General features: G+C 55.9%; 4 protein-coding genes. 2 read left to right on the forward strand and 2 right to left on the reverse strand.

Annotated elements, in window-relative coordinates; all coding sequences use genetic code 11:
• The first annotated feature begins 329 nt into the window (after window positions 1-329).
• Complete coding sequence (locus ACFIOZ_RS02040; protein ID WP_386081905.1) at window positions 330-14,564, forward strand: carbohydrate-binding protein; 14,235 nt, start codon at window positions 330-332, stop codon at window positions 14,562-14,564.
• 711 nt (window positions 14,565-15,275) lie between these two features.
• Here ACFIOZ_RS02040 and ACFIOZ_RS02045 read toward each other — a convergent pair.
• The gene (locus ACFIOZ_RS02045; protein WP_386081907.1) at window positions 15,276-16,985 is read right to left on the reverse strand and encodes a UvrD-helicase domain-containing protein; all 1,710 of its coding nucleotides are present in this window, start codon (window positions 16,983-16,985) and stop codon (window positions 15,276-15,278) included.
• A complete protein-coding gene (locus ACFIOZ_RS02050; RefSeq protein WP_386081908.1) occupies window positions 16,985-18,730 on the reverse strand; it encodes an ATP-dependent nuclease in 1,746 nt (581 codons plus the stop codon). The genes ACFIOZ_RS02045 and ACFIOZ_RS02050 overlap by 1 nt, the downstream gene beginning before the upstream one ends.
• 416 nt (window positions 18,731-19,146) lie before the next feature.
• Here ACFIOZ_RS02050 and ACFIOZ_RS02055 point away from each other — a divergent pair, with 416 nt between their 5' ends.
• Window positions 19,147-19,713, forward strand: a complete 567-nt coding sequence (locus ACFIOZ_RS02055; protein WP_386081909.1) for a hypothetical protein — start codon at window positions 19,147-19,149, stop codon at window positions 19,711-19,713.
• Window positions 19,714-19,816: the final 103 nt, after the last annotated feature.

Consider the following 19,816-nt stretch of genomic DNA (forward strand, 5'->3'; position numbering starts at 1 on the left):
TTTTTTTGTCACCATATCCCCGCTTAACGCTCAGTACTTTTATGTGTTTATTATTATGATGTTGATTATATTGATTTTTTTAATATAACTTTAGCGATTTGCTGTAACAATTAGATACAAAATAGTGTTTCTCGCCGCCGCTTGCTACCCCTAAAAGCTCGATTAGACTCACGAAGTGTCACTCCGATTTGCCAGCGGTTTAAAGCTGTCTGCAAAGCGGTGAGGAAGAGAACATTGTAACAAGCGTTGTAACAAAGATTGAGGTGGTTACTCCCAGGCGCACGCGCTGGTGCGTTCGTAGAATTCTAATGAAAACCGTGAGGTGGACCATGTTTTCAATGTCATTTGTTTCCGGTCAGGCGAAGTCTTTACTGGGAACCGTTCATGAAGGCGGGCGCTGGGGTAGAGATACGTTTCATGACCATCAGTTACACGTGGTTCCACATCCCAGCCCGTGGGAGTCGTCTATCCAAGCCATACGCTTGGCGTGGGAAGATGCTCGTAATGAAGTCTCGGTATTTGAGAGTTTCGAGCGGCCCTTCGTTTTCGAAAACTTGCCTATGCCAGCGTTGGGAAGGCTGAAAATGCGCCTGGAAGCAATGGATGAGTTCGGTAACGTGCTTCCTAGCTCAGACATGACGATAGATTTAGATGTGGTGCCAGAGAGTGATACGTCTCAAGAGACGCTTCCAGAGTCAAGAGAGGAAGCGTCTCTTGAGACTAAGAGTGCTGCGCTCGTCGATGACCTGATGCTTCCACAAGCTGACGGTGGTTTTGCGGTTCAGGCGGTGATAGCAGATACCTTCACTCCGATTCGGATTCAGGCAGAAGATGCTGACGACAGCGATGGTATCTCGGCGGTTATTACGGGCTCCGGTATTAACGTGGTCGATGACCCCGTCAGCCAGCCGAATGCGGTCAATGCCGACGGGCAAGCTTATGTGGACTATGGCGACGGTGTTAATGGTGGGGAAACACTGACATTCACGTTCAGCGTTGAAGAGGCGGGTGAGTACGAACTGGCGCTGGGCTATGCGCTTAGTCAAAACGACGATGGCAGCGATCGAAACCGGCCTCTACGGTTGGACGTCAATGGCGAGTTAGTGGATCGCATGTTCGATCTCCCCAGTACCACCCTGACGAGTACTTCAACCGACTTCAGCGACTACGGTGAACGTACCATTCGTGTACAGCTTGAGGCGGGCGAGAACACGGTAACCTTTACCTCTAACGGCGCTAGCGGCCCTAATGTTGACTACCTGGAAGTTCGCGCACCGGATCCGGATGTGTACGTTGTTCAGGCGGAAGATCTCGTGCTTTCGCCAGTGGCTGACAACGAAAACGGTGCGACCAACCGTGTGGTCACCGTGGACAACATCGCCGATTTTACCAATGGGTTAGAAACCTTCCGAGTGGGCGCCGAGGGCGCAAGCTATCTCGACTGGGCATTCAACAATGCCAATGCCTACGGCGAGTTCACTCTGGATGTCGCCACTTCGGGCACCTACAGCGTGACGGTGACTTATGCGACCAGTTCCGCGCGGCCGTTGGGTCTCTCCTTGGTGGATGAGGGTGTTTTGACCCCGCAAGGTACATTCAATTTCACCCCGACGGCGGAGCCGAACTACTACCCCGACGATGTCAGCGATGTGCCCACGGCCAATCAGCCAGCGGGCCCAACGGGTGGCAATCCAACTCGACAAACCGAGTGGGAAGGCTGGTCCACCGAAACCATTGAAATCTCCCTCGCCGCGGGCAGCAACACCCTACGCCTTGGCGGCGCCGCCAACGGCCCCAATATCGATAAGTTTGAGGTGGCGCTAGTGGCGGCAGACCCGGTCGCCCCCACGACGCCAGTGATCGATGCCATCGTGGTGCAGGCTGAGGACGCCGAACTCGGGGCTGGTAATGATGCAGGCACCTTGGTGCGCGATGCCGAGAACCCTGAAAGCGGGACAAGTTTTCAAGGACTTCGTCCTGATTATTCTGGCACCGGCTATGTCGACTACGGCAGTGCGCCGGGCGATAGCCTAACCTTCACGGTCAATGTCGCCGAAGCCGGCAGCTATGATCTGAACTTCCGCTATGCTAGCAGCGGCGACCGTCCGATGAGCCTTGCCGTCAACGGTTCGCCGCTGGCGCAGCAGGCCTTTGCGTCCACGGATCCCAACGCAACTAACCAAGCGCCAGAAGGCTTCGATGTGTGGGCTTATCAAAGCCTGACCACCGAGCTCGTTGCGGGCGACAATACCATTGTGCTGAGCATTCCCGCTGGGGCTGGCAGCGGCCCGAATCTCGACCGCCTGGAAGTCACCACCGCGGGCACCGGCCCGGTCGGCGATGTTCAGGCAGATGCCGACGAAGCGCCGCTGGCATTCAGCGCTGACAACAGCGTGATTAACGGTGCTACCGTGGGCGAGGCCGGTTTCAGTGTGACCGGGCTCGATGCAGACATTGCGACAGTGGGGATAAGCTTCGATGGCGGCGTCACCGTTGAGGAGGTAACGCCTAATACGGACGGCAGCTTCACTCTCGATCTTTCTGGCCGTGGCGACGGTGACCTCACAGCCACTCTGATCGCCATGGATGCCTTTGGTAACCGTGTCGAGCAGTCAATTGATCTTACCCTGGATACCACGGCTGATGAAGGCGATGATCTAGCCCTTGAGGGCCCGGCTGCCGAGATCCCGGATGGCGACAGTGCTACGGTCGTATTCGGTGTGGCGGGTATCGACGCCGGCTCGACCCTTGAAGTCAGCTTTGATGGCGGCGCGACGCGTCAACCTGTCACCAGCGATGGCGATAGCCTGTCGATTGACCTTAGCGGCCAGGGTTCAGGCGACGTGACGGTAACGCTGATTGTCACCGACGCGGCCGGTAACGAAGCCAGCGTGCAGGATACGGTGACGCTCGCCGCAGCATCTGGGCCGGTTACTCTCGATGTGGTCTTTGATGAAGCTTCGATTACTCCCTATAACGACACCCAGGACAACCCGGCAAGCGGTACCGGCGCAACGGTGGAAGATGACGGCGCCACGCTTTCGCTGACTGATAATGTCTGGAAGCGGGCAGAACTGCCAAGCAGCTACACCATTACCGGCCAGACATTGCTGACGCTGGATGTGGCGATTTCGGACGCGCCGGTACCGGAAATTGTCGCGATCGGTTTTGATAACGACGACAACCCCTTCAACGGTGGCAATAGCGTCTACCAACTAGGCGGCACCCAGACCCAAGGTGGTTTCGTTGATTTGCGCGGCCAAGGTGTCGACAACGGCGACGGTAGCTTCCGCTTTACCATAGACCTGTCGGCGCATGCCGGAATCACAATCGACTCGCTGGTATTCGTCAACGACGATGACGTAGGGGCCAAGGGCAGCTCAAGCTTCAGCACCGTGAGCCTATCTGAAGACGAGGGTGTGGACACCAACAGCGCGCCGCGCGTTGTCGGCGGCGGCATAGCCGACCTCAGTCTTGATGAAGGCGCCAACATCGAGGTCGATCTGCCCTTCGTCGATGATGATGGCGACGCGCTGAGCTACAGCTTCGTAGTGACCGATGGCGACGGCCAAGAGGTGGTCGTGGAAGGCCTGAGCGTCGCTGATCAAGTGTTGAGTGGCAGTCTCGAAGGGCTGGCACCCGGCGACTACACCATCTCGGTGACCGCCGATGACGGTACCGCCAGCACCTCGACCGACTTCACCCTAACGGTCGAGAACGTCAACGAGGCGCCGGTGGTCGAACCGATAGCGCTCGAACCTTACTTCGGTGAAGTGGGCGAGAGCTTCATCCAGATTCCGCTTTCGGACTTCGCCGAGCTGTTCTCCGACCCCGACGGCGATACCCTAACGCTCTCCGCCGAGGATTTGCCCGTCGGCCTTGAGGTAATAGACGGTATTATCCAGGGTATTCCCAGCCAAGGGGGCTCGTTCGATGTAGTGATTCGCGCCACCGATCCATCTGGCCTTTCAGCTACCCAAACGCTGAGCTTCGTTATCGAAGGCACGCAAGTAGGGGATGCCATCACCATTGAGGCGGAAAATTTCACTGACCTGGATGCCGCCAACTTGATCGTGACCGGCAGTGCGAGCGCATCCAATGAACAGCTGATCCGGTTAACCAGTAACGCGCCTGCCACCATCGGCACCGACTTGGCCGCCGGTGGTGTCGAGCCTGGCTGGTACGTGGCGCGGCTGTATGTGTTTGATGAAAACGATGGTGAAGGTGCATTGACGCTCACCATTGGCGATACCGTGCTGCAGGCGCGTAATAGTGCAAGTGATAGCCTAAGTTCCGATGTGGTGCTCAACGACAACTTTGGCACCATCGTGGGCAGCGGGCCAAGGGGGAATGCAGGGCAGAGTGGTAACCGCAAGGAGATCGTGTTTGAAACGCCCTTTGAGGTGACTGCTGGTGATTTAGCAAGTCTCGAATTGCGAGGTGCCGGTGGCGAACAAATGCGCATCGATTCGCTAACGTTCGAGCGAATCGATGAACCGGTTAACTCGGCGCCGACGCTTGAAGGCCTCTCTGCCGACGTTAGCGTCGACGAAAACAGCTCAGCCGTGGCTAACCTGGTGATCGACGATGCCGATGGTGACAGCCTGACCGTCACGCTGTCCGGTGCCGATGCGGCGCTATTTACTTACGATGAGGTGAGCGGGGAGCTTGCGTTCGTCAACCCGCCGGACGCCGAGCTGGCCGCCGACAGCAATGAAGACGGCATCTATGAGCTCACGGTGACCGTTTCCGACGGTGAAGATAGCGTTTCCCAGGACACTCTGATCACGGTGGCGGATATTAACGAAAGTATCGTCATCGATCAGACGGCTTATTCGATTGATGAGAACCTGACCGAGATCGGCGCGATTCCGGTGGTCGACGAAGATGGCGCTACGACAGGCCTTAACGCACCGGTATTTGCTATCACCGGCGGCATTGATGCACCGCTGTTCACCATCGATGCGTCGACCGGCGTACTGAGTTTCACCAGCGCCCGCGACTTCGAGCTTCCGGTGGATGACGATGAAGATGGCGTTTATGAAGTAGAGGTCACCGTTACCGACGGCGACCTGACCGACGTCCAGACGCTGGAAGTGACCGTGAATGACGTCGACGAAGACCCCTTGGCGCCGATCACCCTGCAAGGCGAGGAGGCGAGCGTCACCGATGTCGGTGGCACCGGCCAGGGGGCCGTCACGCGTGTGGTGGATGCCGACAATCCCGATGACTTCGGCAACTTCCGGGAGGGCGCGGTCGGCGACGCCTACCTGGACTTCGGCACCGACGCGGGCGATCAGATCACGTTCAATATCGACGCACCCGCAGCGGGTACCTACACGGCGACGATTCGTTATGCTAACGGCGCCGCCACACCTCGGCCACTCGACCTGACGGTCAATGGCAGTGCGCAACCGCAGGTGCCTTTTGCCAACGCGCCGGACGATGGCGTCAACGACCCCTGGGATGAATGGTTGGAGCAGGAGGTGCAGGTCACCTTTGAAGAGGGCGCCAATACCTTCACGCTGACCATCCCCACGGTGGCTAACGGTGGTACGAACAACGGCCCCAACATTGATCAGGTCGTGTTCAGCTTCGATGATGGTGATACGACCCCAGCGCCGTTCACCTTCGAGATTCAGGGCGAGGCGTTGTCGATCGACGATGATGAGCCTACTCCCGATACAGTGGTGCGTGACGCCAGCAATCCTGAAACAAACGAAGCGGCGGGCCCCGATGGGCTATGGGATGGCTATACCGGCACTGGCTATCTGGACATGGGTGGCGAAGCCGGTGATGCGGCCTTCTTTGACGTGAATGTCGAAGAAGCGGGCACCTATACCCTGAGCGTGCGCTACACCAATGGCGGTGGAGACGGTGCTGACCGGCCCATGAATATCCTGGTGGGCGGCGAGCCCCAGGGTGAGATGGCCTTCCCCATCACGGGTGAAGGCAACGCTGGCTGGTTGAACTGGCAAGAAGCCACTATCGAAGTTGAGCTTGAGGCGGGCAGCAATACGATTCGGCTTGAGAACGTGGGCAATGCAGGCCCCAACATCGATAGCCTGAGCGTCACGCGGGACGGTGTCGAGCCGCCGGATGTGGTGGAACCGGTTGACCGCTTTTCGGTCAAGATCAACTTCCAACCCGACGATGTAGCGATACCGGAAGGCTACATTGCCGACAACGGCAAAGCCTTCGGCACTCAGTCGGTGACCATCGACGGCCAGACCTACCAATATGGCTGGGTCACCGAGGCGTCGATCTACGATGACCAGCCCGGTACCATTCCATTAGATATTTCGAGCCTTACCAACGTGGCGGTCAACGACCGCACCGATGACATTGCGGGGCTTGATCCGCGTCAGGGCACCTATGCCCATTTTGACCAGCCTGGAAGCCAGTATGTGCGCGCTGGCTGGGAAATAGAGCTGGAAGACGGCTACTACGAGGTCACCATTTCGATTGGCGATACCTCTGGGCCGTACGACAGTCGTAATGTCCTGAATGCAGAAGGCGAGCTGTTCAACGATCCCTTCACTCCGTTCCGCCCTGACGACTTCCCGGCGGACAGTAATCCGGGCGACGACACCGAGGGCGTGCGCTCTGACTTGGTCACTCGCATCGTACAGGTGAGCGACGGTCGTCTGACGCTGGATTCGCTGGGTCTCGATAACGAGAATACTGAGATTCAGTACATTGAGATCCAGTCGCTTCCCGACCTAACCCCGGATGATGATCGTGAAGCGCCGCAGGACTATGCCTTCTTCACCGATGCCCGTGCTATTGCTGGCGTTGGGGAGAATGAAGTGGAGGTTGATCTCGACGGAGAAGATGGCGCTGTCCCCACCGGTGTTGATCCGACCTCGGATATCTTCGTGGGGATTTCAGTGGTCGATGGGCGTGGTGGTGCCTTGCTGGAAAGCCTAAACGACGGCTCGGTGAAGCTATTCGAAACGGTTACCGGTGAAGAGGTCTCGTTCAACGTTAATACGACCGGCGGCTTTGACTCACTGACCATCTCACCCAGCCAGATGCTCAAGCCGTTTACCAGCTATACGCTGGTGATCGATGGCTTCCAGGATCGCGGGCCCAACGATGATGCTGATGCGCCCACCCGGGAATTCCAGAAGTACACTAACACCTTCGTCACCGGTGAAGAGCCGGAAGTCGTCGCCCGCGACGTGGCCTTCAACGATGTGGTTGAGCTCAACGGTGCTGCCGACAATGCCTATGGCTTCACATCGCTCGAGATGAGCCCCGACGGCGCCTTCATGTACATCGCGACCATTGGCGGTGATCTGTTGCGCTACAACGTCGATCCGGTCGACGGCTCGCTATCCAACCGCCAGGACCTAAGCCTGCCGAACGATTACTTCGACCAGCCCGGGGAGAGTCAGCAACGTGGCATCATCGGCTTGGTGGTGGATCCCACCGACCCGAACGTGCTGTGGATCACCGATAACTACCCGATCCCGCTCAATGGGCGCGATAACGGTGTGCCGGAGTTCAGTGGTCGCATCACCAAGATCACGCTGGACGGCGGTAGTGATTTTTCCGGTACCGCCGAGCCCTACATCACCGGGCTGCCACGCTCCAACGGCGACCATGTGACCAATAGCCTCGAGTTCCGCGCCAATCCGGACTATGACGCCGACACCAACCCTGACGTGCCGACGCACCTGCTGTATCTGATTCAGGGCTCCAACTCGGCCATGGGTGAGCCGGATAGCGCCTGGGGCAACCGTCCTGAGCGTCTGCTGAATGCCGCGGTCATGGAGATCGACCCGACCCGTGATGCGCCGCCTGGGGGCTTTGATGTCTCCACCGAACCGGTGCCCGACAATGGCCAGAACACCCGCTACGATGACCCGGATGGCCATCCCAAGGATGATCCTATCCCCATGGGCAACGGCGAGTTTCTGGTGTTCGATGAACGCGGTGTGGCCACGGTGCAGGATGCCGACGGTACCGTGCTCCAGAGCTACTACGACCCCTACGCCGAAGGCGCGGTGCTAACGATCTTCGCCACCGGGGCGCGCAACGCCTACGATCTGGTATGGCACTCCAATGGCTTCCTGTACGTGCCGACTAACGGCTCGGCGGCGGGAGGCAACGTGCCGGACGACCCCTCAACGCCAGAGAACGAGCGTTACACCAACGTCGAGAAGCAGGACGACTATCTGTTCAAGGTCGTCGAAGGGGGGTATTACGGTCACCCCAATCCGCTCCGGGATGAGTACATCATGAACGGTGGCAACCCCACCGGGGGCACTGACCCTAACCAGGTTGATAGCTACCCAACCGGAACGAATCCCGAGGGGAACTACGATATCTCCGGTGTCTACTCGCTGGGCGAGAACCGTTCACCCAACGGTGCGGTGGAATACACTAGCGGTATCTTCGGCGGTAATCTACAGGGCAATCTGCTGTTCACCGAATACTCCGGTGGTGATGACGTGCGTAGCATTACCCTTGATGCCAACGGCAACGTGATTGGCGACGATGTGCTGCGCGATCCTGAAGGTAACGTTATCAGCTACGTCGATCCGCTGGATATTATCGAGAACCCGGTGACCGGCCAGCTCTATCTACTGACCTTGAACCGGGGTAATGGGCAGAGCCAAATCATCCGCCTCGACCCGGCACCGGGCGGTGTCGTTGATCCGGTTGATCCCGATCCGGGCGACGATCTGGTATCGCTGTTGGTCATCCAGGCTGAAGATAACACCCCCAATGACGGCACTGCGGTGACGATCGCCGAGGGTGGCGGCGCGGAAATCCAGATTCGTGACATTGATAATCCAGAATCCACTGCAGGGCTACCTAACGGACTGCGCCCCGGCGCCTTTGGTCTGGATGGCAATACCAACGGTGATGACGGGGTGCCCGGCGGCTATGCAGACTTCGGTGCCACCAATGCCGATTTCCTCACGTTCAGCTTTAATCTTAATGCCGACCAGGCCGGTGAGTCGGTGCTGCGGCTGCGCTATGCCAATGGTGGTACCGCTGATCGACCGCTTGAGGTATTCGTCAACAACGTTAGCGTCGGAGTGTTCGACTTTAGTCCTCCTCCAGGGCTGACTGGCGATGCGGCCTGGGCCGAGTGGCTGACCGAAGACGTGGCAGCGTCGCTGGTGGTGGGAGAAAATACCGTCCGGTTGCAGTCTACGGATAATACCGGCCCCAACATTGACCAGCTTGAAGTGCTGCAGTCGCCGCCGGATACCACGCCAAGCTTCACCGAATATGAGGCTGAGGACGCCTTGCTTGATGGCCCTGTAGTGGTGCCGGAAAGCGCTGATGACCGCAACGCCTCTGGCGAAGGCTACGTTGATTTCGATGGCACAGGCGATCAGACCATCACCTGGACTGTCGATGTCAATGAGACCGGCAACTACGAAATCGGCTTCCGCTACGCCCTGGCGGCGAGCAAAGCCGACCGCCCGATGGAAGTGACCATCAACGGCGTTAACTTAGGGCTGGTCAACTTCGTCGGCCAGAGCAATGAGGCGGAAAACGACTGGTTCTTCCAGGAGCTATTGGTCAACCTGCAAGCGGGCAGCAACACCATCAGCGTCACGGCACCTGAGGCCAACGGTCCCAATGTGGATCTGCTTCGGGTTCCAGATGCACCTACCGACACCTTTATGCCGGTGTACGCCGATGTCTCCGACGGTGCGCGCATTGAGCTGGAGAGTGGCGACAATGCGCGCACAATCAACGACCTGACGGCCGATTTCTACTTTACGGTGGATGCCGATGGCCTTTATCGCCTGGATCTTGCGGCTAATGCCGGTGCCAACGACGGCCAGGGCTTGACCCTGACGCTTAACGGTCAGCCAGTGGATGTACTGGCCTATCCGGGCCAGGGGGATGCCGGGGAAGAAGGCACCTATGTCGAGCTTGAGGCGGGCGTGGAGTACAACCTGCGAGTGGTTTCGACTGCCGATGGTGCCGATGAACTGGACTATCTTGATGTGACACCGGTCTTGGGTAATGACAACGCCGACATTGCCATCCAAAGCGGCGATGCTGCCTACTACTCTGACCGGCTGCACTTCAGCTACCTGGAGAACAATAGCGCCTCGAACCCTGATCGGGACTTCAAAGAGAGCGCAACGGTAACGATTTCTAACACCGGAAGCGAGACATTGGAGATTCTCGATGCCGATATCGATGGCCCGTTCGTGCTACAAAACCCGAGTATCTTCGAAGGCTTGACGCTCGCCGCTGGAGAGTCGCTGGAGGTGACGGTGCTGTTTGACCGTGACAGTTACAACCCGCCAACCAACGACGCTGGTGACGGAGTGTTCGAAGGGCGCATTCGTCTGACGACCAACGATGCCGACTCGCCGATTGCCGAAATTCACATGGCAGGCTTCTGGCAGGCGCGAGACGAGGGCGGTTGGGAACCCAATGTTAACGAGGTCTGGGAAGTCTTCGGCTTCGGTAACCGCATCGATGGCCTGACCACAGTGGGAGGCGGCGAAAACTCCGTGCTCAATGACTTCGACCTTTATCGCCCCGTCAACGACGACGAGGTACTGTCGCGCTACTGGACGCTGGCCGACGGTGCTGGCGAGGCGAAGATCACCCAATTGGCGGCTTATCATGGGGATGGTGGCGCGACGTTGGGCATTCACAATCCTGGGAATAAAAACCAGGACATCATCTTCAGTAACCATGCCGGCGACAACAACCAAAGCCTTCTGCCGATTAAAGGAAATGGTGATTTCGCTACCGCGAGTTTCTCGCTTGCCGATATTCCTAGCGGTTGGGCCGGCCAGGGTGTGTTTGGCATTGAAGTGGCGAACCTGTCCACCGACCCATCGCTGAACCCCGAGGGGGGCGGCACGCCGCCGGCCGATGCCGAGGGTATCGAGCGTGGCTACACGGTGCGCATGTTCCGTGCGCTGGACGCCGAGGGCAATGTGATTCCCAATACCTACCTGGGCGTCATGGATTACACCGGCATCAACTACGACTACAACGACAACATGTTCCTCATTGAGGGCGTGAAGCCGGTGACCGGTGGTGAGCTGACGGTAATCAATAATGACGGCATACCGTCCAATGATCGCCTGGTGATGTCGCGCATCGAGAATCCGGCCAACGCCGCGCAGGAAGTGCACGACGAAGTCACCATCACGATCAGAAACGATGGCTTCGAAACCCTTGATATCAACAGCATTGAAGTCAGTGATACCACCCTGTTCGAGCTGACGGAGGCGTTCGCGGCGATTAGCCTGGAGCCGGGCGAGTCCATCGACGTAACGGTGCGCTTCATCGCCGATGACCCCAACGATGCCAGCCTGTACGAGGCAAGCCTGGTCATCAACTCAAGCGATGCTGATGAGGGCGAGAAGGTCATCCAACTCGCCGGTTTGGCCCAGAACCAGTCCGAGAGCGGCCAGGAACCACTCGTTCAGGAGATCATCAACGCCTTCGGCTACACCACCAATGTGGCCGAGGGGCAGATGAATCAGGGCGGGCTGGTGGAAGCCAATGGCGACGAGATCCTGTCGCCTTACTTCCAGCGTGCTGACGGTAGCTCGCCGATCAAGATCACCCAACTGGCGGCCTACCACACCCAAGGCGACGTGGCCCGCCTGTTCATCCACGACGTGGATAGCCGGGATCTCGACGAGATTCTGGCCCACGATGAGGCCGATGGTCAGACGCTACTGCCGCGCACGCTCAACAATGGCGATCTCTTGACCACGACGACGTTGGATCGCGATGCACCCTTTGGGTTCTTCGCTGAGATTTCGGGTCGCCAGGGCTATATTTCCTGGTCGGATCCGGATGCCAACCTTTATGAGGACACCATTGATGCTATCGGCAATCCGGGCACCAATCTCAACTGGGACGAGAACGACGGCCATCTGATTCGCGTCTATATCGCCAAGGATGCTGCCGGTAACGTGATTCCAGATACCTATATCGTGATTCAGGATTACGCGGGGGTGAACTACGACTACAACGACAATATCTTCCTGGTCGAGAACGTCCAGACCTATGATCCCACCGGGGCGGAGGATGCTGACGGCAATGGCCGGGTGGATCTGTACGACGACGATGACAACGACGGCATACCGAACTTCCTCGACAACCCCGAACCGGTCGGTCAAACCGCCTTCAATGACAGTGAAACTGCATGGGCGGTGGGCAGCGATGGCTTGACGCTCGAAGCCAAGCTTTATGATAACGGCGGCCAGGGGGTGGCGTATAACGACACCACCGCTGCGCACCAGGGGGCGGCCTTCCGCGCCGACGAAGCGGTGGATATCTCCAACGGCACCGAGGCGCTTGGCTACATTGCCGATGGCGAGTGGGTCGAATACACCCTCAACGTAGAGACAGCGGGCACTTATACGCTTAGCTTCTCAACGTCTGCGGTCACCGACGGCAAGACCATCACCGCGGCCTTTGAACAGGGTGGTGGCTTCTATACCCCGGCGCAGGTACAGGATCTGCCTAACACCGGTAGCTTCACCAGCTTCCAGACCGTTGGTCCTCTTACCTTTGAACTGGAAGAGGGCGAGCAGGTGCTAAGACTGACCTTTAACGGTGGCCAGTTGGATCTGGCCTCGTTCACCCTGGACTTTGAAGCACCAGTGAACGATGGACAGAGCGCCTTTAATGACACCCAGACTGCCTGGGAGGTTGGCGCGGAGGGCTTGAGTCTGGAAGCGCGCTTCTATGACAACGGTGGTCAGGACGTCGCCTATAACGATACCACCGCCGCTCATCAGGGCGATGCCTTCCGCTCCGACGAGGCGGTGGATATCTCCACGCCCTCGCAGGCGATCGGTTTCATCGAGGACGGCGAGTGGGTGGAATACACCATCAATGTGGCGGAAGACGGCGTTTACGACCTCGACTTCCTGACCTCTATGGCTTCCTCCAACCCAGCCGCACGCTCGATTACCGCAAGCTTCGCCAAGGGCGATACGCCCTACGTGACGGCTTCATCGGTCGGGGTATCGCCAACGGGAAGCTGGACCTCCTTCACCCAGACCGATACCACCCAGGTAACGCTCGAAGCCGGTGAGCAGGTGCTACGGCTAACCTTCAATGGCGGGCCCATGGATCTCGCATCGTTCAACTTAGTGCCCGTTGATCAAACCCCGGTCAATCAGGCGCCTGAGGTGGAGGCAGGTATTAATGACATCACGATGGTGGAAGGCGAAGCGATCAACTTCAGTCTACCTGAGGATGCTTTTGTCGATGACGATGGGGATAGCTTGACTTATACCGCCAGCGGCCTGCCCAGCGGAATCTCTATGTCAACGGAAGGCGTGTTCTCGGGGACGGCCACTAGCGCGGGAAGCTTCGACATTATCGTGACTGCCTCGGATGGTCAGGATAGCGTTCAGGCAGCGTTCACGTTAGCGGTAGAAGAGGCCCCGGTCGTCGACGGCCAGCAAGCTTTCACGGATGACGGAACTCCCTGGCAGGTGGGTAGTGACTTCACGCTAGATGCGGTCAACTACGATGAAGGAGGGCAGGACGTTGCTTATAACGATGCCGAGGCTGATCAGATTGGATCGGATTTCCGCCCCGGTGATGGTGTGGATATCGTCGGTGACGGTGACGCTATTGGCTGGGTGGACGAGGGCGAATGGGTGGAATACACCCTTAACATCCAACAGGCTGGGGTCTACGACCTTTCGTTCTTGTCTGCCCTTGGTGATAGCAGCGGTGCACAGCGCAGCATCACGGCGACCTTTACTAAAGGCGACGGCACGCCCTACGCGTCGATTGACCCGGTGGTGATATCGCCGACAGGTGGCTGGGGCAATTTCCAGCCCACTGATGCCACCCAGGTAGCGTTAGAGACCGGTGAGCAGGTGCTGCGATTGACCTTCAATGGCGGGTCGCAGGATCTGGCTTCGTTCAGCTTGGCGCGTGATGGTCAGCAGGCTTTCAATGCAGGCGGCACTCCATGGGTGGTGGATGCTGATGAAGGTTTGACGCTTAATGCGGCTCTGTTCGACGAAGGTGGCCAGGACGTTGCCTATAACGATGCTGATGCTGTTCAGATTGGATCGGATTTCCGCCCGGATGAAGGGGTAGATATTGTTGGGCAGGGCGAGGCGATAGGCTGGGTCGATGAAGGTGAATGGGTGGAATACACCATCAATGTCGAACAAGCTGGCAGTCACACCCTGTCGTTCGTGACCTCGTCACCCAATGATGGCCGCACCATCTCTGCTGCAGTTGAACAGGATGGCGTCTTTTACGAACAGTCCGCCCCGGCGTCGGTGCCGAACTCTGGCGCCTGGGGAATCTATGTGGACGGGCCTTCGCTGACGCTGGATCTTGAAGAGGGTGTCCAGGTGTTGCGACTTACCTTTAACGGTGGTTCTCAGGATCTGGCTACGTTTCAGATCAGTCGCGATCCTGATGTAAGTGCGGCCAGTGTGTTGAACATGGATATGATGAACATGGCCAGCGATATGAGTGATGGTTCGTTCATGGAGGAAGAACTCGTTGCGATGAGTGATGATGTGAGCATCAGCGGCGTGCAGGAAAATGACCAAGGCGCCTTGATGTAATGCTCGAATCATATAGCACTTGCTAGAGTCTGCGAGGCGGTGCTGATGAGATAAAAAGTGCTAATCAAGCCTGCGAGAAATCGCAGGCTTGAATTGTGCAGTGAATATGGTTTGCCACTGTCGGCGGTGTGATCCCCTTTTCTCTATGGGCTGCGCAAGAAGCCCGCTGAGTGACAGCAAAGGATGGGATTGTGTCTAGGCAAATTCGATCAGTTCGTGGCGCAAAAGGAGCCAACTACGTATGTGGCCATCGCCCTGATCCATGGCAGTATGCACTGCTCAAACGCATGATTTTCGAAATTGGGGGAGTGCAGTCGACTGAAGGGACGCTAGAAGAGATTGCTGAGGCAATAGTGAAAGCTAATGTACTAGAGGAAATTAGCCGACACATAAAAACAAAAAAGGCAGACCAGTAAGTAACTGATCTGCCTTTCAAAATATTGGTAGCGGGGACCGGATTTGAACCGATGACGGTTATGAGACTGATGAAATAGGGACATATTATATGTCCTAAAATTACGTTTAATGCTCTAAAATCATCATTAGGAAGGGTTTTTTCTGGGTTGCGTTCGTTGAGGCCGTGTCATTTAAGAGCACATGAGGGAGCTTATAGTTGGCACAAAACTTGGGGAAATTCCTTGAAAGGAAGTGACCTTCGGGCCAATCACAGGGCACAGTCAAGCTGATGAGGTAGGTCGAACGTAGATGACCTTATGCCTCAGTTTCCTGAAAGCCAAGATCGAGTAATCCTGGCCGTAAATCAACTAACGCACTGGCTGGCACACCAAGCCAAAACAGGTTCCGGGCACGGGTTACCGCAACATAGCCAATACGCCCAATCTCTGTATCCACGCCGTTCATTAAGCCTTCGGCATGTTCCTTATTTGTCAAATACAACACTGCATCCAGACTTTCTCCCTTCGCCTGATGAACTGTGTCAACGCGAATGCGGGGTCGGTCATTATTCCCATTCAGGTCAGCGGCAGATAGTAACGGTCCATCAGGCAAATCTCTTGTAGTGAGCTTGCTACCAAGCTTATTAACGCTCGTCAGACCACAATCTTTATTAATTTGAGCCAGCAAAGTTTTGACTCTATTAAGTAATAGGGGGTGCCACTGCGCTTTTCCATTGAGCGATACACCGGGCAGTCCTGAATCAGGATTACGAGTAAAAGCCCAGATGAGCCGACGTAACGCCTGATCCTCACGTTGGGATGTGAGCTTAGCCAACATCCCATTTGGAGCATCAACGAGCAGGTTGACGATACCGATAGCCACCAGCCTGAATGCACCTTGATAGTCTTTAAAACGCTCGCGCAGGATTGCAGCCTGTGTAAACCGTTTGACGATGCCCCAACCTGGGGCCCCTTTGTTGCCAGCCAGTTTATCTGCCTGTTTGCGTCCGCGGCAGAGTACCGCCGAACGCTCCAGCCTAAGGCCAGCGGCCTCCACTGCTCTCTGAAACGAAACAATGAGTTGCTCTCTGTCATTCTTACCGTAAGCTACAAAGAAGGGACCATGGACTGTATCAGGCGCTTCCCTATCTGCGGCATCGGTTCGTCCGGCCAGATGGTTGGCCAGATCAAGGATTGGTGGCACGGACCGGAAGTTTCTCTTCAATTCGAGGCTATTTACGCCGTCACGTTGCCCGTACTTTGACAAGAACGCCCCATCAGCACTGGCAAATTCATAAATACCCTGATTTGGATCACCTATCAGTGAGACCTGACAACCAGCACTCACTAGCTGCTCGATGATGACCTGATGAACCGTTCCGATATCCTGAGCCTCGTCAATCAGGATATGCGGATAACGGCGAACCAGAGCACGCAGAATCCCAGGTTGATCTGCTAACGTGCGATAGCACCAGTAACGCCCGAGGTTGTGTGTGTAGGCACCGATCCGCCCAAGGCGATGCACCACGTCTGCAGCTTGGGCAGTATTGAGCCTGTGCATTTCACTTTTAATATCCGAGTAGCAGAAGTAGACACCTCCAGCGTCAATACCGACCTGCATTTCATTGATAGCGCGCGGGTAAGGATCCGTTTGAAAGGTGAATCCTTTCAGAAATGCTTCTCCACCGGTCACAAGGAAAGCCGTCTGTTGCGCGCCCATCGTCCGATAGGCATGAGGGCGCAACACGTTGCTGGTGATGAAAGTATCCAGCGTATCTATGTCCACGCGGTTGTTGACGTTGCTGCTGAGCCCCAGATCTTGATATTCCTTTCGGAAAGTATCTACAGCGACATTGGAGAAGGACAGGAGTGCCACACGTCCACGATGATTACCAAGTTTTTGACGAATATTGGCCAGACGTCGCACGGCAGTGAATGTCTTGCCGCTGCCAGCACAGGCAATTACTGACAAGGGCTCTACTGAGGCATCTATAACCTGCGTCTGCTCTTCGGAAGGGTGGTTCACTACTTGGCCTCCGCTGTTTGACAGGCATGAGAAATCGCATTCTGGATATACTCTGGCACTACAAAAGCGTTGCCTTCGGCAATAACTTGCGCAAGTGACTGGCCAAAGCGCCCCTTCTGCACATTATTTTGTTTGCGCTCAAACATGCCGCTGAATAGAGTCCGTGCTTTGGCTGCATCGCCTTCTTCCTCTTCGACCTTAGTCTGGAGGTCTTGCGCGATTCTCGGGTGCATATTTCTAAGTGCCGCCAGCATTGCGGTGCGATTAACGTCAACCAACGCCAGATCATATTCGAGAGTTTTGAGACCGCAGAAAACCTTAACGAGGGAATCCTCGTTTTTCTTCATCCTGGCGGTATTGTTTGAAACCCTAATTTCCTCGTCGAACGTGGGATAAACGGCCACCGTTTCTCCGGTTTCATCCGCTTCACTTACTGGATCCGCGTCGGTGATCACGGATACTGGAATTTTCAGGGCCTCCTCGCCAAACAGAGGCAAAAAAGAGTCAAAATTGAGTCCTTCGACACTGATCAGGCTGACGCCGTGCTTGCGCAGGTTATAGCCACACATTTCCGCGAGCACATTGACCAGCATCAATTCGGCCGCGCCTTCAACGAAGATGATACGACGGGCAAAAAACAGTTCAGCGCGGGTCACATCAAGGTAGCGTTCGAGCTTTTCTCTTTTTCCCCTTTCGAATTGGATGGTGCGTGGGAAGAAAGTCTCCACGCCAGTGGCTGTTTCGACCAGACATGTGAGGCTGTCGAGATTAGCAATGCTGGCGAAGTTGGGGGAATGGCTAGAAACAAACAACTGAACGGGCTTCTCACCCTCCCCATCTTGAATCGATTCCAGGTAATCTAGCAACACCGCCTGCAACTGCGGATGCAAGTGTGCCTCAGGCTCCTCAATGATCAGGCCTCGGTAACTCGCGTCAGCGTTCCTGGCCAGCTCACAGAGAACCACCGCCATGTAAATCAGATTGTTAAATCCAAGGCCGTTCTGTTCAATTTCGAAGTCGTCCACTACTAACGACAGGCGTGATGCCAGCTTCTGAAAATCGCTTCCGCTCAATCCCAAATCCAACACTTGGGCTAGCTGAGACCCTAGCATCGTGTCATGCCGACTTGTGATGGCCGAGTGAGCGGTAATAATCGGATCGTGGCCCCTTAGCTCTTCATCGAGCAGTTTAAGTGCTTCATTAATTCCATCACGACCTTCATCATCGGCAAGGAGCTGAAATAGTCGAGCCAGCTTGCTATGGCGATTGGGCTTGAGACCCTGTGAAGCATCTCTAAGAGGTGGCAGGTAGACACCGCGAAGGTTCTCGATCATATCCGCGGTCAGGCCTATCTCTTCATGGTCTCCACACCAACGCCTTACTCGCAGCCTGCCAATCTTGTCAGCTTCTGAATAACGGATGTTAATGTGAGCTTCAAACCTGCCATCTTCGTCCGGCTTCAGTGCTGCCAGAAAGTCGGCTTCGTCGTCTACGTCCAAATCCTGGAAGACGTACTTAAACTGGATGTCACCTGCCGGATCGCCCCCCTTTGGTCGATGCATATCGTCGTTGTTAAAGCGCGGGTATGGCTCGTCGTATCCTGCAAGTAGCGCGCGCAATGCATCAACAATAGCGGTCTTGCCAATGTTATTAGAGCCGACCAGGACGTTCAGCCCGGGCTGAAACTCAAGGTCAACAGATTGCAATTTTCTGAAGTTCGTTATTTTCAGTTTTGCTAGATACACTGATGTAGCGCCCCCTGTGGATCGGTTTTTAATTCATCCATTGTTATCACGACTGTGTAATCAACACATCACCTGCGCCCCATCCCAGAAAAGGTCCTAAGCGGTTACCCCAGCAATAGCATGCTTCTATACCAATGTGATACCCCAAGCCCAGGGGAGGAAAAGGGCTATTTCCGCTCCCTAAATAAATTTTATCCCGCTAGCCCTTTCTTAAGTCGTTTCAAACCTTCGCGGTTACTGGGAGGCCTCAGTAGCCTCAAGCCTGCCATATTTTGTAAACCTTGAGAGTGCTTACTAAAATTAGATATGGTTGTGGCAACAGGTACCTAAAGCTCACTAAAAATAAACGGTTTCGGGTACCGACAGCCTGAGAGAAGGCCGGTAAGCTATCTTTCAAACTTCACGGAGATAAGCACATGACCCACCTCAAGCCGCCAGCCTCTCCCCTAGCCGTTTGCGAAGACATTCTGCGAAAGAGTAAACAATACAATTTGGAGCATCACTGTTTGCCGAGTGAGAACAGAGTGATTGATAGACTGTTGAACAGAGGCCACGAGCTGGAAAGCGCCCATCTGGAACTGCACCGTAAGCTCGGCCATCACCCTCATGCACTGCAGGAATTTCTCGCCAAGCTTTTGAGTACAGCCGCATTTTGGAAACCGGAAGACATGAAGGCCGCCCGTGCTAGTCGATATCGTCTCATTGAGGTCAATCGGCAGATTGCGGACAAGGCTATGGAGCTCTCGACGCTGCTGGATGAGCGCAGCGTGCTCCATAATCATTCCGGCTTCGCCAGCAATACCCATTATCATGTCTGCGAAGTAATCGAAGAAGCCTCTGAACACAACCCTTTGTTTGGAATGGAGATTGGGGATAAGCTTAGCCGCTTACACTATCAATATGACCTAAAATATTGGCCATCACTAAGCGACTTCATGGACGAACTAGCCCAGGATGCTAGCGACGCAGATATTGAATACTGATCCGCTAACCAAGGCGGCCACGGAGAGCTCTAGATCGTCAAAAGGTGATTTTCTCAGGGCCTTCCTCGCTGCCATCGAGGAAAGCAGTGCTCAGGTGTTTGGG

This window comes from Vreelandella sp. F11, from assembly GCF_042466685.1.
Classification (GTDB): Bacteria; Pseudomonadota; Gammaproteobacteria; order Pseudomonadales; family Halomonadaceae; genus Vreelandella.

Bases quoted from the DNA above. Each gene is read 5' to 3' on its own strand.
- ACFIOZ_RS02055 (WP_386081909.1), top strand. From the start codon at position 19,147: ATGACCCACCTCAAGCCGCCAGCCTCTCCCCTAGCCGTTTGCGAAGAC.
- ACFIOZ_RS02040 (WP_386081905.1), top strand. From the start codon at position 330: ATGTTTTCAATGTCATTTGTTTCCGGTCAGGCGAAGTCTTTACTGGGA.